The organism is Solimonas marina, assembly GCF_012241385.1.
In the GTDB taxonomy this organism is placed as follows: domain Bacteria; phylum Pseudomonadota; class Gammaproteobacteria; order Nevskiales; family Nevskiaceae; genus Solimonas; species Solimonas marina.
The window spans coordinates 231,708-249,559 of sequence record NZ_JAAVXB010000006.1 but is presented as its reverse complement, the minus strand read 5'-3'; the positions used below and the strand labels follow the sequence as shown (position 1 = coordinate 249,559).

The following is a 17,852-nucleotide window of genomic DNA, read 5'->3' as shown; positions in this document are numbered from 1 at the left end:
TTGGATCGCTGATGATTCGCATCTCCAGCTTGGCACTTCGATGCCGCTTAAAACAGCGGGAGGAGTCCATTCCATCATTCAAGCCGACGCCACTTCGTGGCGCGGCTTAACTCAGGCGTTATATCTCAAGGGGGAATTATCTTGGCTGAAGAGAACAAAGCGCTGATGAAGTCGCTTGAGTGGGTGATTGACATTGACCCGCCCGCAATCATCGCGTCAGTGGCAGAAGATCGAAAGAACAAGCCTGGTGCGTCCAATCGACAGCTTGCCGAAAGTGCCTTTTCAAAGGCGCGCTGGAAAGCGGCCGCAACCGGCGTCGCCACAGGACTCCCGGCTAATCCTTGGGTGGCACTGCCCTCCGCCGTGCTTGACGTTGCTGCCACATTGAAGCTTGAAGTAATGGCTGCGGCTCGTGTGGCCGTTATCTACGACAGCGACTTCTTCAAGAACGAAGATGCGGCATGGGAGCTCCTCATTCCAATCTTTGGGTTGAATATAGGAAGTCAGGCGCTAAGAGAACTCGGCGTCCGGGGTGGCATGGGGCTGACAAGAGCGGGGATAAAGAAATACCTGTCAAAAGAAACCTTGAAGGCGTTTCAGAAGATCATGCTTAAGTACTTTGGAATCAAGGTGACTCAGAAGGGCATCCTCACGAAGACGCTGCCCATCGTTGGGGGGATCATTGGCGGCACTTGGAACTATGTGGAAGTCACAGGTATTAAAAAGCGCACAATCAAGTACTTTGAGGGAAAAGAGATATAACAACAGGTTCCAGATCGGGTAGCAACCATATCGCCTCAGCCCCTGTTTTCAAGTAGCGAGGGGTCCCAGGCTGCGCCATCGCGGACCATTGCATTGAGCGCAGTGAGGAGTTTTCTGGCAACGGCGACAACTGCAACCTTGTGTGGCTTTCCAGCGGCACGCAGGCGATCGTAGAACGCCTTGAGAGATCGGGTAGGGCGGGATTCATCCCGCCTTTCGAGATTCAGTCGTGGTTCGCGACAGGCGGGATGAATCCCGCCCTACGTCAGCTCATGGACGAGGCCGAGCCGGGCGTGCTGGCGCACATGAGGTTCCCGACGGCGTGTGGCGTGAAGCTGCATACGAATTACGGTGACACCTTACCAATTCACCAATTGTTCTGAAACAGGCGTATCGTGCTGACCCATGGCCCGGCTTCCTCGCATCGTGATTCCGCAGCTGGCGCACCACGTGACGCAGCGTGGGAACCGGCGCCAGCGAATCTTTCTCGAAGATTCGGACTACGCGCTGTATCGGGATCTGATGGCGCAAGCATGCAAGGAAAACGACGTGGACGTCTGGTCCTACTGCCTGATGCCCAACCACGTTCACCTGATCATGGTGCCGTAAACGCGTGACGGGCTGTCGCGCGCGGTGGGCGAAGTCCACCGGCGCTACAGCGCCTACATCAACGCCCGGCTGAGAGTGACGGGACACCTGTTTCAGGGGCGATTCGGCTGTGTCGCGATGGACGAAGCGCATCTGATGGCGGCTGTCCGGTACGTCGCCCTCAACCCGGTCAAAGCCCGGCTCGTACCCCAGGCGACGGCGTGGCGGTGGTCAAGTGCCCCGGCGCTGGCTGCGCGCCGCAACGACGTGCTGGTCAAGGTTCGCCCGGTGCTGACGCGGATCGGGGACTTCGCCGAGTTCATGGGGCAGCGGGAAGACCAGTATCTGCGCAAGGCGCTGGAGCGCGGTCTGTCGGTCGGACGGCCGTTGATGGGCGCGACGGCGCTGGCGGAGGTGGAGCGACAGCTGGGTATTTCGGTGATCCCGCGCAAACGCGGACGACGGCCCGACCGCAGCGAAGAGGCCGCCGGGCAAGGAAGGTCGGTGTGACGTTCACACGTCACTGTCGTTGCTGGCCGTACCGAATAATTTAGTGTAATTGGTGAGGTGTCACCGTAATTCGTAATTCAAGCGTTATATTCCGCAGAATGGGAAATGAGTATTGCATCTGCCCGCCGAAGCTCACCACGTTGAGCGGAGATGGCCCAACGATAGTCACGCATGAATCACGATATCAGCACCGACAAGCAGTTGAGAGCTGCGCGCGGCATTTCCGCTCGGAAATGCACTTTGATTTTTGCCAATTCCGAGCCAATCGGCGCCCGGGACATGAAAAATATGTTCCGTATAAGGCGTACTTGCTTCATCAGAAGGACTTTGTTCTGCACTACGAATTCAAGTCTTCTGAAATTGTGGTTTGCGGTGCGTGCTGCTTCTACGAAACGAAAGACTGTCAGAAGCCCTGGCGACTTGATTGGGTCTGGCTCCATCCGTACTTTCGTCGCATGGGAGTGCTATCCAAGGCTTGGCCAACCATCATTAGGGAATTCTCATCTTTCTCGGTTGAAGAACCAATATCTGATCACATGAGAAATTTTCTAAGGAAACAGTCATCTAAGGAAAAATCTGAATAAGCGCACGAAAGCCCGGGTAGGGCGGGATGAATCCCGCCCTACGTCAGCTGCCACGATCGAATCCTTGTGGACATCCAAGCCCGCGAAGACAGTATTATCGCTTGACATGCTGACCTCCGCTGAAGGAAACCGACTGATGAGCGTAGTCCTTACTCGCTCCTGCGGCTCTGGCATCACGCTAACCCGCGATGCGGCCTTCGCGGAGGTCAGCGCCTTGGTGCGCGGAAGTCATACAGTCTAGGCCTGCAATGACTTTCCGTTCATACGTCGAAAGGCACTACGTAACCGCCTGCAACATGCAACGCGGCATCTTCCGCGATCCTCAGATGGTTGAGATGCTGCGCGACGGTCCGCACGATCCAAACCTTGTCCGGTCCTGGATGCGGGATTACGGCCTCTTTCAGGGAATCACAAACCCCGACAGGACCGCCATTGTCGCGCGGTTCATGCGGTTCGCCGCCGCTCATCAACGTGTTGGCGACATCACGGAAGACGACATCAGACGGCTTTATACGGAGCTTCTTACTGCGCTTCATCAAACCGTAAGGCGTAGTTGGGTGTCTGCAGCATCGAAGCTTCTCTGGTGTCTCTATCCAAGCACAGTGGTCATTTACGACGCGTTCGTACATCGGGCGCTCGCCGTGATGCAGTGCATCGACGATGAGCTTGCCGGCTTCCCCCGAATCGGGGCGTCACCCTCCATCGACGGAGAAGGCGACATAGAAGCGGCAGTTGGCCACTACATGAACTATCACGCCATGGTTCGTCGGCTTCAGACTTTGCATTCGAAACTGCTGCAGGATCTGAGGACCCGACACTGTGAGGCTTATCCTTATGACGTGCGCATTATCGACAAGCTGTTGTGGATGATCGGTAACTTCCGTGAAGCCTATTGAGTGAACGGTCGGACAGATAGGTAAAAAGTCCGGAGACATGGGTCACAGTCACCGGTGGCGTAACAGAGATCGGGTAGGGCCGGATTCATCCCGCCTTCGAGATTCGGCCACGGCTCGCGACAGGCGGGATGAATCCCGCCCTACGTCGGCTCATGGACGAGGCCGAGCCGGGCCGCACTGGCGCACATGAGGTTTCCGACGGCATGTGGCGTGAAGCTGTATAGCGCCAAGCCACTCGAGCGGCTCAACGGCAAGATCAAGTCGTGCACCGACGTTGTCGGCATATTCCCGAACGAGGCCGCGATCACTCGGCGGGTCGGCGCGTCTTGCCTGCTGCGAAGCAAGCATTCTCGACGGCTTCATCAACAAACTTCTGATTCACCGGCACTGGCGCGTTTACCATGTGAGCCGATTTCGAGCGTGCTGTGGAGCTTTTGACGTGACGACGCTGCTGCTGACCGGTGCCGATGTGCTGGTGACCCATGACGATGCCGGCCGGGAGATTCGCGACGGTGCGGTGTTCATTCGCGACGGCTGGATCGAGCGCGTTGGGGGCAGTGCCGAGCTGGACGCGTGGATCGCCGAGGCTCCGGCCGAGCGTTGTGCCGACCGCAGCGTCGACGTGTCGGGCTGCGTATTGATGCCGGGCCTGATCAACGGCCATCACCATCTTTACCAGACGCTGACGCGCAGCGTCGGCACCAGCCGCGGGCTGGCGCTGTTCGACTGGCTGAAGACGCTGTATCCGATCTGGGGACGGATGGACGCCGAGGCGGTGTACGTCAGCGCCAAGCTGGGCCTGTGCGAGCTGCTGCTGTCCGGCGCGACGACGGTTGCCGATCATCTCTACATGTATCCGAACGGCAGCCGCATCGACGACGAAATCGCCGCGGCACAGGAACTCGGGGTGCGCTTCCATCCGACACGTGGTTCGATGAGTGTCGGCGAGAGCCGCGGCGGTTTGCCGCCGGATCGGCTGGTCGAGGACGAGGCCGCGATTCTCGCCGACTGCGAGCGTGTGATCGGCCAGTTCCATGATCCCGAGCCGGGCTCGATGTTGCGCATCGGCTTGGCGCCGTGTTCGCCGTTCTCGGTCAGCGCCGATTTGATGCGCGAAAGCGCGCGGCTGGCGCGCAGCCACCGTCAGGTGCGCTTGCACACGCATCTGGGCGAGACCATCGACGAGGATCGCTACTGCCTGGAGAAGTTCGGGCTGCGTCCGGTCGATTACGCCGAATCGCTGGGCTGGCTCGGCGACGATGTGTGGTTCGCGCACATGGTGCATCCGAACGATGGCGACATCGGCAAGATGGCGCATACCTGCAGCGGTGTCTGCCATTGCCCGAGCAGCAACATGATTCTGGCGTCCGGTATCGCACCGGTGCGCGAGATGGTCGATCGCGGCGTGCGCGTCGGGCTTGGCGTCGACGGTTCGGCCAGCAACGACGGCAACCACATGCTCGGCGAGGCGCGACAGACGATGCTGTTGCAGCGTGTCGGCTGGCCGGGTTTTGAATCCAGCGCCGACCGCATGTCGGCGCGCGAGGCGCTGCGCCTGGGCACGCGCGGCGGTGCGTCCATCCTCGACCGCGACGATCTCGGCAGCCTCGAAGTAGGCAAGGCGGCCGATCTGGTCGCGTTTCGCGTCGATGGGCTGCAGCACGCCGGCGGCCAGTCCGATCCGGTCGCGTCTTTGCTGACCTGTGCGCCGGCGAGCGCCTGGCTGTCGGTCATCAACGGCCGCGTCGTCGTCGAGGACGGTCAAATACGCGGTGTCGATCTACCGGCGCTGATCAAGTGCCATAACGCGGCGGCGGCGAAGCTGCTCGGCTGAGGCTAGCTGCGTGTCGCGACGGTAGAAAGCGGGAGCCGCAGATTACGCAGATTTCGCGGAATAAATCTGCGCCGAGAATGCACCACGCAGCCTACCGCTCCGCGGCCTCGACCCGCACATAGTCGTCTGGACTGAACGCCGGCACCGTAATCGCGTAAAACACCAGATCATGATTCGCATCGGCGTCGAGCGCGTGGCGCTCGCCCGGTTTGAGAATGACGACCGAACCGTCGGTAACCGGCGTGCGTCGGCCATCGACCATCGCAGTGCCACGTCCACCAGTGACGACAAAGAATTCCTCGGCCGTGCGGTTGTAGCTCATGCCGGTGCTCTTGCCGGGGGCCAGACGGAAGTGCGCGAGGCTGTAGTCGTTGCGCTTGGCATGGGCGTTGCGGCCGATCAGCTCGCGCAGCGTGACGCCCGGTGCGACGGTCACCGCCGGCACGTCGTCGACCGAGAACGGCGCGATGGCTTCGGTGACGGCGCTGCTCGATGGTGATGGGGCGGCGTCGGGCGGTGCCTTGGCGAAGGCCTCGCGGGTCAGCGCTGCGATCAGCGCTGCGCGTTGCGGATAGGCGGCTTGCAGGACGTCGCGATAGCCCGCTTGGTAGTCGCCGTAGTCGAAGCCCGGCGCCAGCGTGCAGCCGAACAGCGCGTAGGCGTTGGCGTCGTTGCCTTGCGGCCGCGCGCCCATCCAGACCCCGGCCGGCACGGTGAACTGCGGCTGTTGGCCGGCGAGCACGTCGCTGCCGAGCGTGACGATGCGGTTGCGACCGTCCGGGTAGAGCAGCAGCAGTTCGATCGGATCGCCTGAATAGAAGTGCCAGGTTTCGTCGGTGAGAAGGCGGTGCATCGCCGAGAAGTCGTCGCGCGTGATCAGCGCGTAGATGCCGCTGCCGAGATTGCGGGCGCTGTCGTAACGGGCCGGCAGCGCGCTTTGCGGGATGCGGATCGGGCTTTGGTAGGTGCCGGCGAACCACGCGCCCTCATCGGGAATCTTCTGCATGTGCAGCTTGGCGATGATTCGGGCGGCGGTGCCGCCCGGCGCGGCGGCGAGCGCCGGCCCGCAGGCGAGGGTGAGGATGCTGGCCAGCAGCAAAACGCGCATGAGACGTCCGGCAAACGAGGGAACGCTGCATGTGCCGGCAAGATGTGCGCCAGCGATGGCCTGAAGCGTGAGCGCCACGGAGGGCGGGCCACAAAAAAGGGCCGGCGGATGCCGGCCCTTTCACTGACACGGAAGACGTGACGATCAGCCGCCGGCTGCCGGCGGTACGTCCTCGATGACCAGCGCCACGCGGCGGTTCTGCGCGCCGGCGTCACCGGTAGCGCCCGGCGCGACCTGGCGGTTCTTGTCCTTGCCGTAGCTGACGGCGCGGACCTTGTCGGCCGGCAGGCCGCCGGTCTGCACCAGATAGTCACGCACGGCGTCGGCGCGCTGCTGGCCGAGCTTCTTGTTGTAGGCCACTGAACCCTGCGGGTCGGTGAAGCCTTCAACAGTGATCAGCGTGCCCGGATGGTGGTCGCGAATGACTTCGGCGAAGCCGTCGAGCGCGGCCTTGTCCTGATCATTGAGTGCATATTCATTGGTGCCGAAGTGGGCGGCAACGTCGACCTGAACGCGACCTTCCAGCTTCGAAATCTTGGCGTCATAGCCAGCGAATTTGCTGTCGAGTTCGGACTTGAGGCTGTCCAGATCACTGCGCAGGGCGGCGTCGTTTGCACGCAGCTCGGCAATGGTCTTGTCGTAATCCTCTTGTTTCACATAGTGGTGGCAACCAGCCAGAGCGACAGCCGTCATGCCAATGGCGAGATTCCCGGCCCAAGCGCGCATTTTCATCGTTATCTCCAAAGCTACTAAGAGTCGTTACTAGGCGTAGCGAACATTAACACCGCGCACCTACTGTCTGAAATGAGGCTGAATTCTCATTGAACGGAATGGCGGAATGGTCAATACTGCGATGTAATCGATTGATTTTGATCAATACCGCACCAAAGTCCGATGTCGGCTCGGCGGCGAGTCAGCGCGGCCTGACGATAATTTTATTTTTGCGGTCGTTTTTTGCCGACACGCAATTCAGGCCTGCCCCCACAATAAATCTGTGCCGATATCCGCCTGCATCGGGCCTATCAGATTGGCAGCGCGATCGTCGATTTCACTTCTTCGAGCACCGCATAGGTCCGTGTCTCGCGTACGCCCGGCATGTTGACCAGGGTGTTGCCGAGGAAGACGCGGTAGGCATTCATGTCCTGCACGCGCGCCTTGATCAGATAGTCGAAGCCACCTGCCACCATGTGGCATTCAAGCACTTCCGGAGTTTCGCGGATCGTGGCGGCGAACTGCTCGAACAGATCGCCGGTGGTTCGGTCGAGCAGGATTTCAACGAAGATCAGCAGTCCGCGCTCGAGTTTTTCCGGGTCCAGCAGGGCGGTGAAGCCGGTGATGTAGCCGCGCTCGCGCAGACGCCGGAAGCGTTCATGACAGGCTGCCGGCGACAGCTGACAGCGCTGTGCAAGCTCCTGGTTGGTCATGCGCCCGTCGGCCTGCAGGGCACGCAGGATGCGGCGGTCGATGGCGTCAATCATGGCCAAAAATCCTTCGGATTTAAGTTGTCGCGACGGATGATAGTTCGGATTTCATGCCAAAAATACCGAGCACATTCGGCGATATCCAAAATAGGATGCAGGACCTTCAAAGAGGCTTCTGCCGTGGACGATACGCCTGTCTTGCTCGCTGCGCGCCGGCGCCTCCCGGGTTTGTACCGACGGCCTGAAACCGCGACCTTGGCCGATCTGCTCGCCGGAGCGCGCCTGCCTGCTGACGCGCGCGCGCGGGTTCGCGCCACTGCCGGCATGCTGCTCGCCGAGCTGCGCGATCCGCGTCATGGCGGCTGGATCGACCGCTTCCTGCAGCAGTACCCGCTGAACACCGACGAGGGCGTGGCGCTGCTGGCGCTGGCCGAGGCCTATCTGCGCGTTCCCGATGCGCGCACCGCCGATACGCTGATCCGCGACAAGCTCGCCGACGGCGACTGGGAGGCGCATCGCGGCAAGTCCGAGTCGTTCCTCGTCAATCGCGCGACCTTCGGCCTGGCGATGACCAGCGCCTTGCTCGAAGGCGGTGAGCAGGCGCCGACGCTGCGGCGCATGGTGGCGCGGCTCGGCGAGCCGGCGGTGCGCACTGGCGTGGGCATCGCGATGAAGATCATGGGCGAGCAGTTCGTGCTCGGCCGCGACATCGACGAGGCGCTGCGCCGCGCGCACGGCGGCGACAACGCGGCGTTCCGCTATTCGTTCGACATGCTCGGCGAGGCGGCGCGCACCCAGGCCGACGCCGACCGCTATTTCGACGCCTATCTGCAGGCCATTCATGAGGTCGGCCAGCGCGCCGCGGCGGACCGCGACCTGGCGGCGCGCGACAGTGTCTCCGTAAAGCTGTCGGCGCTGCACAGCCGCTACGAGCCACTACACGCGGCGCGTGCGGTGCCGGCGCTGATCGAGCGCACGGTGGCCTTGGCGAAGATGGCCAAGGCGCAGGGCATCGGCCTGACCATCGACGCCGAGGAAAGCGATCGCCTGGAAATGTCGCTGGACATCATCGCCGCCGTCGCCGCCGATCCGGCGTTGGCCGGGTGGGATGGTCTGGGCATGGCCGTGCAGGCTTATCAGCGCCGCGCGCGGGCCGTCATCGACTGGGCTGACGCGCTTGGCGCGCAGACCGGCCGGCGGCTGATGGTGCGCCTGGTCAAGGGCGCGTATTGGGACAGCGAGATCAAGCGTGCGCAGGAGCGCGGGCTGGCCGACTACCCGGTGTTCACGCGCAAGGCGGCGACCGACGTCAGCTATCTGGCCTGCGCCAAGGCGATGCTCGACGCGCCGCATCTGTATCCGGCGTTCGCAACGCACAACGCGCTGACGGTGGCGACCATCCTCGAATGGGCGGGCGCGTCGCGCGACTTCGAATTCCAGCGCCTGCACGGCATGGGCGTCGGCCTCTACGAGCGCTTGATGGCCGAACGCGGCATCGCCGTGCGCGTCTACGCGCCGGTCGGCGGTCATCGCGATCTGCTTGCATACCTCGTGCGCCGCCTGCTCGAAAACGGCGCCAACACCAGCTTTGTCCATCAGATCGCCGATCGCAGCATCAGCGACGACGAGCTGCTCGCCGATCCGCTCGCGCAGATCGAATCGGTGGATCTGTCTCCGAACCCGGGAATTCTCATGCCGTCCGACCTCTTTGGCGCCGCGCGCCGCAATTCCAGCGGTATCGACCTGTCCGACGCCGACACCGTCGAGCGCCTGCTCGCGGCCATGCAGCAGACCTGGAATGCGCCGCAGCGCGCCACGCCGATCATTGGTGCTCAGGCGCGCGACGGGCAGGGGCTGCCGGTGTGCGATCCGTCCGATACGCGGCGCGTGGTCGGCGAGGTGGTGCCGGCGACGGTGGCCGATGTGGCCGACGCGCTGGCGCGCGCCGCCGCTGCGCAGCCGGCCTGGGATGCACGACCGGTTGCCGAGCGCGCCGCCTGCCTGGAACGTGCCGCCGACGCGCTGGAAGCCGACCGCGATGCGTTCATGGCGCTGGCGGTGCGCGAGGCCGGCAAAAGCATCGGTGATGCGCTGGCCGAGGTGCGTGAGGCCATCGACTTCTGCCGTTACTACGCCCAGCAGGCACAGGCGCAATTCGCGCCGTTGGCGCTGCCGGGGCCGACCGGCGAGCGCAACGAGCTGACGCTGTCCGGCCGCGGCGTGTTTGCTTGCGTCAGCCCGTGGAATTTCCCACTGGCGATCTTCATCGGCCAGATCAGCGCGGCGCTGGTCGCCGGCAACAGCGTGGTCGCCAAGCCGGCACCGCAGACGCCGCTGATCGCGGCGCGCGCCGTGCGCCTGTTGCACGCCGCCGGCATTCCGGCCGATGTGCTGCATGTGCTGCCGGGCGGGCCGGAGATCGGTCAGGCGCTGATCGCCGATCGCCGCGTTGGCGGTGTCGCGTTCACCGGCTCGACCGCGACGGCGCGGCGCATCGCACGAACCTTGCTCGACGACGAGTCGCGGCCGATCGTGCCGCTGATCGCCGAGACCGGCGGCCTCAATGCGATGTTCGTCGACTCCACCGCGCTGCCGGAGCAGGTCGTTGCCGACGTCATCGTCTCGGCGTTCCAGAGCGCTGGCCAGCGCTGCTCGGCGCTGCGCCTGCTGTGCCTGCAGGAAGACATCGCCGAGCGTGTGCTGGACATGCTCAAGGGCGCGATGGCGGAACTGGCCATCGGCGACCCGGCGCGCATTGATAGCGACCTTGGTCCGGTGATCGACGCCGACGCGCGGCAGCGTCTGCTCGCGCACATCGACGCGCATCGCGCATCGGTGATCGCGCAGTGCGCGTTGCCGGAGGCCACGCAGCACGGCCATTACGTGCCGCCGACGGTGATCCGCCTGGCCAGGATCGAGGATCTGACGCGCGAAGTCTTCGGCCCGGTGCTGCATGTGGCTACGTTCAAGGCCGGCGAGCTGGCGCAGGCCATCGCGCGCGTCAATGCCAGCGGTTACGGCCTGACGATGGGGCTGCACAGCCGCAACGCGGCGACGATGGCAACGCTGCGCGCGCAGGCCAAGGCCGGCAACCTCTACGTCAATCGCTCGATGATCGGCGCGGTGGTCGGCAGTCAGCCGTTCGGCGGCGAGGGTTTGTCCGGCACGGGCCCGAAAGCCGGCGGTCCGCATTATCTGCTGCGGTTCGCCACCGAGCGCACGCTGTCGGTCGACACGACCTCGGCGGGCGGCAATGCGACGCTGCTGAGCCTGGAGGCCTAGGCAGGGCACGATTCCAGCCCTCACCGCGCGTGCAGCAACCCCGCGATACGATCGCTGCGCGATCACGCGGGGCGAACGGCAAAAGGCGTGGCGGCTCCGTTCATGCCGAGTGCTGCGCGCAGCGCGGCGTATCGAGGCACGCGCGCGGTCTAGGGGTTTCCCGCCGCGCGCGCTCGGCGTCGAGCCGGCACAATCGGGGCAGAACAAGGGAGCCTCATGTCATTCTGGAATCGCCGCCGCGGCATCGACGATGCGACCGCGGCCCATGGCGCGCAGCGCGCGCAACTGCGCCGCAGCCTCGGTTGGCCGCATCTGGTCGCGCTCGGCGTCGGCGGCATCGTCGGCACCGGCATCTACACGCTGACCGGCGAGGCCGCGGCGCTGGCCGGGCCGGCGGCGATGCTGTCGTTCCTGATCGCCGGCGCGGTCTGCGCCTGCGCGGCGCTGGCCTACGCCGAAATGGCAACGATGATCCCGGTTGCCGGCAGCGCCTACACCTATAGCTACGCGGTGATCGGCGAGGGCTGGGCGTGGATCGTCGGCTGGAGCCTGATCCTCGAATACACGCTGGTCTGTTCGGTGGTCGCAGTCGGTTGGGGCGGCTATGCGTCGGGCCTGATCCACCAGGCGCAATTGCCGATTCCGGAGGCGCTGATGCACGCGCCCGGCGCGGGTGGCGTCATCGACCTGCCGGCCATCTTCATCGCTCTGGCGGTGGCAGCGCTGCTGATGCTCGGCACGCGTGAGAGTGCGCGCGTCAATCTGGTGCTGGTGATCGTCAAGATCGTTGCGCTGGCCGGCTTTGTCGCGTTTTGTGCGCCGGCCTTCGATGCCGCGCACTTCTCGCCGTTCATGCCGCATGGGTTTGCCGCACATGAGGTCGACGGCGTGAAGATGGGCGTGATGGCCGCGGCGTCGATCATCTTCTTCGCGTTCTACGGCTTTGACGCGATTTCGACGGCATCGGAGGAAGCCAGGAATCCCGGCCGCGATCTGACCATCGGCATCGTCGGCTCGATGCTGATCTGCGTGCTGATCTACATGGCCGTCGCGGCCAGCGCGATCGGCGCACAGCCGGTCGCGAGCTTTGCCAAAAGTGCCGAACCGCTCGCGCAAATCCTGCGCTTGCTCGACCACCCGAAGGCCGCGGCGCTGATCGGTGGCGCGGCGGTGGTGGCGTTGCCGACCGTGATCATGGTCTTCATGTACGGCCAGAGCCGCGTGTTCTTCGCGATGGCGCGCGACGGCCTGCTGCCGCAGCGCCTGGCGGCGGTCAGCGCAAAGCGCGGTGTGCCGGTCGCGGTAACGCTGTTGACCGGCGTGATCGCGGCGACGCTCGCCGGCTTCATGCCGCTGTCGCGCATCGTTGCGCTGGCCAATGCCGGCACGCTGTGCGCCTTCATCGCCACTGCCGCGTCGATGATGATCCTGCGCATACGCGAACCGCAGCGACAACGACGTTTCCGCACGCCGTGGTGGCCGCTGATTGGCACCGTGGCCATCGTCGGCTGCCTGTATCTATTCAGCAGCCTGCCGGCCGAAACCTTGCACTTCTTCCTGATCTGGAACGCGCTCGGCTTGCTGATCTACCTGTTTTGGGCGCGCCATCGCAGCGCGTTGGCGCCGAGCTGATCCCGCTGTGCCGCGCCGATTCAGATCGTATCGGCGTCCTGGGTCGCCGCGATGACGGCGGGTGATGGCGGCTCGTCCGGTTCCAGTTGCACGCCGGAGGCCTGCAACGCGGCGCGTTGGCGTGGATGCAGGGTTCGCGGATCCAGCGCGGTGTCGCGCACCACGATGGTCTCGGCAATACGGTCGTGCACCGTCTGCCGATTGTGGTGAATGAAGTACTGCCAGAAGCCGAAGCCGGCTTCGAGCGCGGAAGCGCCGTAGCCCAGGCCTCGTTCGATGCACTGCCACAGCGTCAGGCGCTCGCCGACCAGCGAGATGACGCGAATGCCCATCAGTTTCTTGCCCAGCGTCTTGCCGTGGCCCCAGTACGTCGCCAGGCCGAAGTAGAGGACGACCAGCAGCAGGCTGCCGAAGCTGTGGAACGGACTGAATCCACTCTCGGCTTGCGCAGCGGCGTCGCCATGCTCGTTGAACAGCGCGGTGATCGACTGTATCCATGCGGCGCCTGACACCGTGGCGAGCAGCAGAAAGTCGATGCTCCAGGCGATGGTGCGCCGCCGAAAACTGGCCAGTGGCACGCCTTCGAGGCTGCGCGTGCGGTCCAGCGTGTGGGTGACGAAAGCGTTTTTCTGATGGTCACTCATGGTCGTTCACGGAGGGGCGGCGCGGCGCAGCTTGGCAGCGGCGCGCTGCAGCTGCCAGCGGGCGATCACTCAGATCATCTGTCAGGGGCGATAGAAATACGGAATCGCGCAGAGCGCGACGCCGATGGCCACGAGCGCGACGGCGCTGGAGATGAAATACGGATAGACCATCAGCACCAGGCCGCAGAGCAACGGCACAAGTCGCTGCTGCTTCTTGCCGTAGATGAAGAAGCCGAGTCCGATCGAGCTGAACAGCAAGCCCCATAGCAGTAATTCGGTATCCATGCGGGAAATTTCTGACGTGCAGTGGCGAAATTGGCGGACGATTCGTCGTCGCTAAATGTCAAGCGACGGGGCAGGGCGCAGCGCAGAGTCTGACACATGCTTGCCAAGACCTCTGCCGGCCCTGATTTGCTCGTCGATGCGCTGCCATCACTGGCGTCCCTGCCGCGCGCCGGACTCGTCAGTGGGCCGACGCCGATCGAGCCTTTGGCCGGTTTGCCGGATGTCTATCTGAAACGCGATGACCTCACCGCCACCGACTACGGCGGCAACAAGATTCGCAAACTCGACTATCTGCTCGCCGACGCGCTGGCGCGCGGTCGGCGGACGTTGACGGTGTTCGGCTATGCCGGCTCCAACTTCGTCGCGGCGACGTCCTGGCATGCGCGCAAGCTGGGTTTGCAGGTCCAGGGCGGGCTGCTGCCGCAGCGCCCTGCGGTTTACGTGGCCGACAATCTGTCGATTTCACTGCATTGCGGTACCGACCTGTTTTTACGCGACGCCGATAGTGGCATCGTCATGGCGGCGGCGGGGCGGGCGGTTCGCAGTCTGGCCGGCGGGCGCCTGCCGTACTGGATTCCGCCCGGTGGGTCGAATGCTCTGGGGGCGCTCGGGTTCGTCGCCGCGGCCTTCGAGCTGCAGTCGCAGATCGAAGGCGGGCTGCTGCCGTGCCCGGCGGCGCTATACGTGCCGTTCAGCAGCATGGGCACGGTTGCCGGCTTGTGCGTGGGGTTGGCATTGGCCGGTTTGCCGACGCGGATCGAGGCGGTGCAGGTCGTCAGCGACCGCCACGCGGGGCGCGACGCGCTGGGCCGTCTGATCGATCGCCTGGCGCGTCTGCTGCGCCGGCATGGTATCCGCCTGCCACAGACCGATTTTCTGATGTCGCGCGTTTCGGTACGGACCAAGTTCTACGGCGGCGAATACGCGCTGGCCACGCCGACCGTGAAGGCGGCGATGACGCGCTTCACCGAGGCGACCGGCGCGCGCAGTGACAGCGCCTATAGCGGCAAGGCCTTGGCGTGCCTGTTTGCCGACCGTGACGCGGCGCTCAATCCGGGGCCGGCCCTGTACTGGCACACATTCAGCGCCACCGCCTTGCCACCCGGTGTGGTGCGCACACCGCTGTCGCAAGTGCCGGATGCGCTCAAGCCCTACTGGGCATTTGCGCGGGTCGCCGACGGCCCCGGCGCGCCGCCGGAGTGCATTTACGCCTGAATCAGGCAGTACTGAACCTGGCGCGCACGAAAAAGCCCCCGCAGTGCGGGGGCTTTTTCACAAACCGCTGAAAGATCAGGCCAGGGCGCTGATCTTGGCGGCGAGACGCGACTTGTGGCGCGCTGCCTTGTTCTTGTGGATCTGGCCCTTCGTCGCATAGCGATCGACGACCGGAACCATTTCGGCATAGGCGGTCTGCGCGGCAGCCTTATCGTTGGCTTCGATGGCCTTCACAACCTTCTTGATGAAGGTGCGGATCATCGAACGCTGCGCGACGTTGCGGCTGCGGCGCTTCTCGGACTGGCGGGCGCGCTTCTTCGCGCTGGCAATGTTGGCCAAGGTGAAACTCCTGAAAAACTAAGGCTCTTTCGAAAGGCCGCGGATTATGGGTAAGCCCACCCTCGCTGTCAATAGAAATGCACATCGTCAAGGGGGTGGGCGCCGCTCCCGAAACGACTGAAATAGCTGACCTTTCGCCCGCCGAAACGCAGCCTGAGCCGTTACACTTTGCGGCTATGTCGAAATCCCTGTTCCGAGCCTCCGGCGTCATTGCCGTGATGACGCTGCTGTCGCGCATCCTCGGCTTCGTGCGCGAGATCATGCTGGCGGCCGCATTCGGTGCCGGCGCTGGCATGGATGCCTTTCTCGTGGCGCTGATGATTCCGAACTTCGGCCGCCGCATGTTCGCCGAGGGCGCATTCTCTCAGGCCTTCGTGCCGGTCTTCACCGAGACCAAGACCACGCAGACGCACGACGACGCGCGCGATCTGGTGTCGGTGACGATGGGGACGCTGGGCGGCGTGCTGTCGGTGATCACCATCATCGGTTGCGTCGGGGCGCCGCTGCTGGTCTGGGCGTTCGCGTCCGGCTTTCATGCCGACCCGGACAAGGCGACGCTGGCTGCCGGTCTGCTGCGCTGGACCTTTCCGTATCTGATGTTCATCTCGCTGACCTCGATGGCCGGCGGCATCCTCAATGCGTACGGCAATTTCGCGGTGCCGGCGTTCACACCGGTCATTCTCAACGTCTGCCTGATCGCCTCGGCGTTCGTCGATTCGGGCTCGGTCCACGCGCTGGCGTGGGCGGTGTTCGTCGCCGGCGTCCTGCAGTTTCTCTTCCAGTTCCCGTCGCTGCTGAAGCTGCGCCTGTTGCCGCTGCCGCGCTGGGGCTGGCGTGATGCGCGCGTGCGGCGCATCGTCGGCCTGATGCTGCCGGTGATGCTCGGTTCGTCGATCGCCCAGGTCAGCCTGCTGCTGAATTCGAATCTGTCGACGCATCTGGGCGATGGTCCGGTCAGCTGGCTCTACTACGCCAACCGCCTGATGGAATTTCCGCTCGGCATCTTCAGTATCGCCATCGGCACGGCGATCCTGCCGACGCTGGCGGCGCAGCACGCCACCCAGTCGGCCGAGCACTTTTCGGCGACCCTGGACTGGGGGCTGCGGCTGATGCTGGTGATCGGTCTGCCGGCGGCGGTCGGCATGATTCTGTTCGCCGGGCCGCTGGTGGCGACGGTCTACGGCCACGGCCGCTTTGCCGCCGAAGATGTGGCAATGACGACGTATGCGCTTTGGGCCTACGGCGTCGGCTTCATCGGCTTTTCGCTGATCAAGGTGCTGACGCCCGGCTTCTACGCGCGGCAGGAAACCAAGACGCCGATGCGCTTCGCGATCATCGGCCTTTGTATCGGCATGGCGGCGAGTCTGGTGCTGTTCGCGCTGGCGCTGCACTACCACATCGCCGCCGCGCACGTGGGCCTCGCGGCGTCGACGTCGCTGACCGCCTGGGTCAACGCCATGCTGCTGCTGCGCCGTCTGCGTCGCGACGGCATCTACCGACCGGGCGCCGGCTGGGGCGTGTTCGCGCTGCGCATCCTGCTGGCCTGTGCGGCGCTGGCGCTGGTCGTGTTCTACGGTGTCGGGCATCTGGCGGACTGGATGGCGGCGGATGCGCTGACACGTGGCCTGCGCGCGATGCTGGTGATCGTTGCCGGCATCGTCGTCTACTTCGCGGTGCTGGCGCTGTGCGGCATGCGGCCGGGGCAATTCCGGCGCGGGCAGGTCATGTCATGAGAGTCGTCCGCGGATTGCACAATCTGCCGCGCGATTGGCGCGGCTGCGCGCTGACGATCGGCAATTTCGACGGCGTGCATCGCGGCCATCAGGCGCTGATCGCCAGGGCTCGCGAGCACGCGCGGCGGCTGGGCCTGCCGCTGACGGTGATGTGCTTCGAGCCGACGCCGCGCGAGTACTTCGCGCCGCAGACCGCGCCGCTGCGCGTCAGCAACCTGCGCACCAAGCTTGCCGACTTCGCCGATGCCGGCGTCGACGCGGTGGTCATCCAGCGCTTTGCGCCGCCGTTTTGCGCGCTCGACGGTCATGCGTTCATCGCCGAGGCGTTGCATGAGCGGCTGCAGGCGAGGGCGATCGTGGTCGGCGACGATTTCAGCTTCGGTGCGCGGCGCAGCGGTGACATGGCGCTGCTGCGCGCCGAGGCGCCGCGCTACGGCTATGTCGTCGAAGCGGTCGACAGCGTGCTGGCCGACGGTCTGCGCTGCAGCTCGACGGCGCTGCGCGAGGCGCTGGCGCTGCCGGACTTCGCACAGGCCGCGCAGATACTCGGACGGTCGTATCGCATCGTCGGCCGTGTGCAGCGGGGCTTGCAGCTCGGGCGGACGCTGGACATGCCGACCGCCAACGTCAATTTCCGCCGCCAGCCGGTGCTGCGGCTCGGCATCTACGCGGTCGTTGCGCGCATTGACGGCTCGGACCGCGAGTGGCCGGGCGTCGCGGCGCTGGGCGTGCGACCGACGCTGGGGCTGACGCGCTGCCTGCTGGAGACGCATTTCTTCGACCCGCCCGGCGACCTCTACGGCAAGACCGTCAGCGTCGAGTTCCGCCGCTATCAGCGCGCCGAGGAACGCTTCGAGACGCTGGAGGCGCTGCAGGCGCAGATGCACCGCGACAAGGCCGACGCAATGGCCTTTTTGGGCGTGGCGCCCGATAATTGAGGGCTTGGTAAAAAGCTTGATGCCCCCGCACATTTTCGCCGGTCCGATGCGGCCGGCCGACAGGCGTTCCCGACCGTGACC

General features: G+C 64.5%; 16 protein-coding genes and 2 pseudogenes. 11 read left to right on the top strand and 7 right to left on the bottom strand.

The window, feature by feature from the left end:
- The first annotated feature begins 141 nt into the window (after positions 1–141).
- Positions 142–762, top strand: a complete 621-nt coding sequence (locus G7Y82_RS12770) for a hypothetical protein (RefSeq protein ID WP_168148507.1) — start codon at positions 142–144, stop codon at positions 760–762.
- A 35-nt stretch (positions 763–797) separates the two neighbouring features.
- Here the strand turns inward: G7Y82_RS12770 and G7Y82_RS12765 are convergent.
- A pseudogene (locus G7Y82_RS12765) lies at positions 798–947 on the bottom strand (IS110 family transposase); the annotation flags it as partial.
- Between the two features lie 220 nt (positions 948–1,167).
- Here G7Y82_RS12765 and G7Y82_RS21200 point away from each other — a divergent pair.
- From G7Y82_RS21200 to G7Y82_RS12745, 5 genes and pseudogenes are all read left to right on the top strand, one after another.
- Complete coding sequence (locus G7Y82_RS21200) at positions 1,168–1,371, top strand: transposase (protein ID WP_206370650.1); 204 nt, start codon at positions 1,168–1,170, stop codon at positions 1,369–1,371.
- Between the two features lie 24 nt (positions 1,372–1,395).
- A complete protein-coding gene (locus tag G7Y82_RS12760) occupies positions 1,396–1,860 on the top strand; it encodes a hypothetical protein (protein WP_206370648.1) in 465 nt (154 codons plus the stop codon).
- 880 nt (positions 1,861–2,740) lie between these two features.
- Positions 2,741–3,340 carry a hypothetical protein gene (locus tag G7Y82_RS12755; protein ID WP_168148506.1) on the top strand — a complete coding sequence of 200 codons (600 nt, stop codon included), beginning with the start codon at positions 2,741–2,743 and terminating at the stop codon, positions 3,338–3,340.
- 92 nt (positions 3,341–3,432) lie between these two features.
- Positions 3,433–3,673, top strand: a pseudogene (locus G7Y82_RS12750) (transposase); the annotation flags it as partial.
- 106 nt (positions 3,674–3,779) lie between these two features.
- Positions 3,780–5,174 (top strand): 8-oxoguanine deaminase, encoded by a 1,395-nt coding sequence (locus G7Y82_RS12745; RefSeq protein WP_168148505.1) that lies wholly within the window; start codon positions 3,780–3,782, stop codon positions 5,172–5,174.
- A 91-nt stretch (positions 5,175–5,265) separates the two neighbouring features.
- Here the strand turns inward: G7Y82_RS12745 and G7Y82_RS12740 are convergent, their stop codons facing one another.
- From G7Y82_RS12740 to G7Y82_RS12730, 3 genes are all read right to left on the bottom strand, one after another.
- Complete coding sequence (locus tag G7Y82_RS12740) at positions 5,266–6,282, bottom strand: cupin domain-containing protein (RefSeq protein WP_168148504.1); 1,017 nt, start codon at positions 6,280–6,282, stop codon at positions 5,266–5,268.
- A gap of 144 nt (positions 6,283–6,426) precedes the next feature.
- A complete protein-coding gene (locus G7Y82_RS12735) occupies positions 6,427–7,014 on the bottom strand; it encodes an OmpA family protein (protein WP_168148503.1) in 588 nt (195 codons plus the stop codon).
- A gap of 290 nt (positions 7,015–7,304) precedes the next feature.
- Positions 7,305–7,760, bottom strand: a complete 456-nt coding sequence (locus G7Y82_RS12730; RefSeq protein WP_168148502.1) for an Lrp/AsnC ligand binding domain-containing protein — start codon at positions 7,758–7,760, stop codon at positions 7,305–7,307.
- A gap of 123 nt (positions 7,761–7,883) precedes the next feature.
- Here G7Y82_RS12730 and putA point away from each other — a divergent pair, with 123 nt between their 5' ends.
- Positions 7,884–10,985: a bifunctional proline dehydrogenase/L-glutamate gamma-semialdehyde dehydrogenase PutA gene (gene putA / locus G7Y82_RS12725; RefSeq protein WP_366515659.1), complete on the top strand. Its 3,102-nt coding sequence runs from the start codon at positions 7,884–7,886 to the stop codon at positions 10,983–10,985.
- Between the two features lie 216 nt (positions 10,986–11,201).
- Positions 11,202–12,617: an amino acid permease gene (locus G7Y82_RS12720; protein ID WP_168148500.1), complete on the top strand. Its 1,416-nt coding sequence runs from the start codon at positions 11,202–11,204 to the stop codon at positions 12,615–12,617.
- Between the two features lie 20 nt (positions 12,618–12,637).
- Here G7Y82_RS12720 and G7Y82_RS12715 read toward each other — a convergent pair whose 3' ends face one another.
- Together G7Y82_RS12715 and G7Y82_RS12710 are read right to left on the bottom strand one after the other, a co-directional pair.
- Complete coding sequence (locus G7Y82_RS12715) at positions 12,638–13,261, bottom strand: RDD family protein (RefSeq protein ID WP_168148499.1); 624 nt, start codon at positions 13,259–13,261, stop codon at positions 12,638–12,640.
- A gap of 81 nt (positions 13,262–13,342) precedes the next feature.
- Complete coding sequence (locus tag G7Y82_RS12710; protein ID WP_168148498.1) at positions 13,343–13,546, bottom strand: hypothetical protein; 204 nt, start codon at positions 13,544–13,546, stop codon at positions 13,343–13,345.
- Between the two features lie 96 nt (positions 13,547–13,642).
- On the opposite strand from G7Y82_RS12710, the gene G7Y82_RS12705 reads away from it, so the two are divergent.
- Entirely contained in the window at positions 13,643–14,761 is a 1,119-nt protein-coding gene (locus G7Y82_RS12705; RefSeq protein WP_168148497.1) for a 1-aminocyclopropane-1-carboxylate deaminase/D-cysteine desulfhydrase, read from the top strand.
- A 75-nt stretch (positions 14,762–14,836) separates the two neighbouring features.
- Here the strand turns inward: G7Y82_RS12705 and rpsT are convergent, their stop codons facing one another.
- On the bottom strand, positions 14,837–15,100 hold the full coding sequence (gene rpsT, locus G7Y82_RS12700) for a 30S ribosomal protein S20 (RefSeq protein ID WP_168148496.1): 264 nt from the start codon (positions 15,098–15,100) through the stop codon (positions 14,837–14,839).
- Between the two features lie 176 nt (positions 15,101–15,276).
- On the opposite strand from rpsT, the gene murJ reads away from it, so the two are divergent.
- Together murJ and G7Y82_RS12690 are read left to right on the top strand one after the other, a co-directional pair.
- On the top strand, positions 15,277–16,833 hold the full coding sequence (murJ, locus tag G7Y82_RS12695) for a murein biosynthesis integral membrane protein MurJ (protein ID WP_168148495.1): 1,557 nt from the start codon (positions 15,277–15,279) through the stop codon (positions 16,831–16,833).
- Positions 16,830–17,771 (top strand): bifunctional riboflavin kinase/FAD synthetase, encoded by a 942-nt coding sequence (locus tag G7Y82_RS12690; protein WP_168148494.1) that lies wholly within the window; start codon positions 16,830–16,832, stop codon positions 17,769–17,771. The genes murJ and G7Y82_RS12690 overlap by 4 nt, the downstream gene beginning before the upstream one ends.
- Positions 17,772–17,852: the final 81 nt, after the last annotated feature.

Excerpts from the sequence above, each read along its gene's own strand:
- G7Y82_RS21200 (WP_206370650.1), top strand. The coding sequence starts at position 1,168 with ATGGCCCGGCTTCCTCGCATCGTGATTCCGCAGCTGGCGCACCACGTG.
- G7Y82_RS12755 (WP_168148506.1), top strand. The coding sequence starts at position 2,741 with ATGCAACGCGGCATCTTCCGCGATCCTCAGATGGTTGAGATGCTGCGC.
- G7Y82_RS12740 (WP_168148504.1), bottom strand. The coding sequence starts at position 6,282 with ATGCGCGTTTTGCTGCTGGCCAGCATCCTCACCCTCGCCTGCGGGCCG.
- G7Y82_RS12735 (WP_168148503.1), bottom strand. The coding sequence starts at position 7,014 with ATGAAAATGCGCGCTTGGGCCGGGAATCTCGCCATTGGCATGACGGCT.
- G7Y82_RS12730 (WP_168148502.1), bottom strand. The coding sequence starts at position 7,760 with ATGATTGACGCCATCGACCGCCGCATCCTGCGTGCCCTGCAGGCCGAC.
- G7Y82_RS12720 (WP_168148500.1), top strand. The coding sequence starts at position 11,202 with ATGTCATTCTGGAATCGCCGCCGCGGCATCGACGATGCGACCGCGGCC.
- G7Y82_RS12715 (WP_168148499.1), bottom strand. The coding sequence starts at position 13,261 with ATGAGTGACCATCAGAAAAACGCTTTCGTCACCCACACGCTGGACCGC.
- G7Y82_RS12710 (WP_168148498.1), bottom strand. The coding sequence starts at position 13,546 with ATGGATACCGAATTACTGCTATGGGGCTTGCTGTTCAGCTCGATCGGA.
- G7Y82_RS12705 (WP_168148497.1), top strand. The coding sequence starts at position 13,643 with ATGCTTGCCAAGACCTCTGCCGGCCCTGATTTGCTCGTCGATGCGCTG.
- murJ (WP_168148495.1), top strand. The coding sequence starts at position 15,277 with ATGTCGAAATCCCTGTTCCGAGCCTCCGGCGTCATTGCCGTGATGACG.
- G7Y82_RS12690 (WP_168148494.1), top strand. The coding sequence starts at position 16,830 with ATGAGAGTCGTCCGCGGATTGCACAATCTGCCGCGCGATTGGCGCGGC.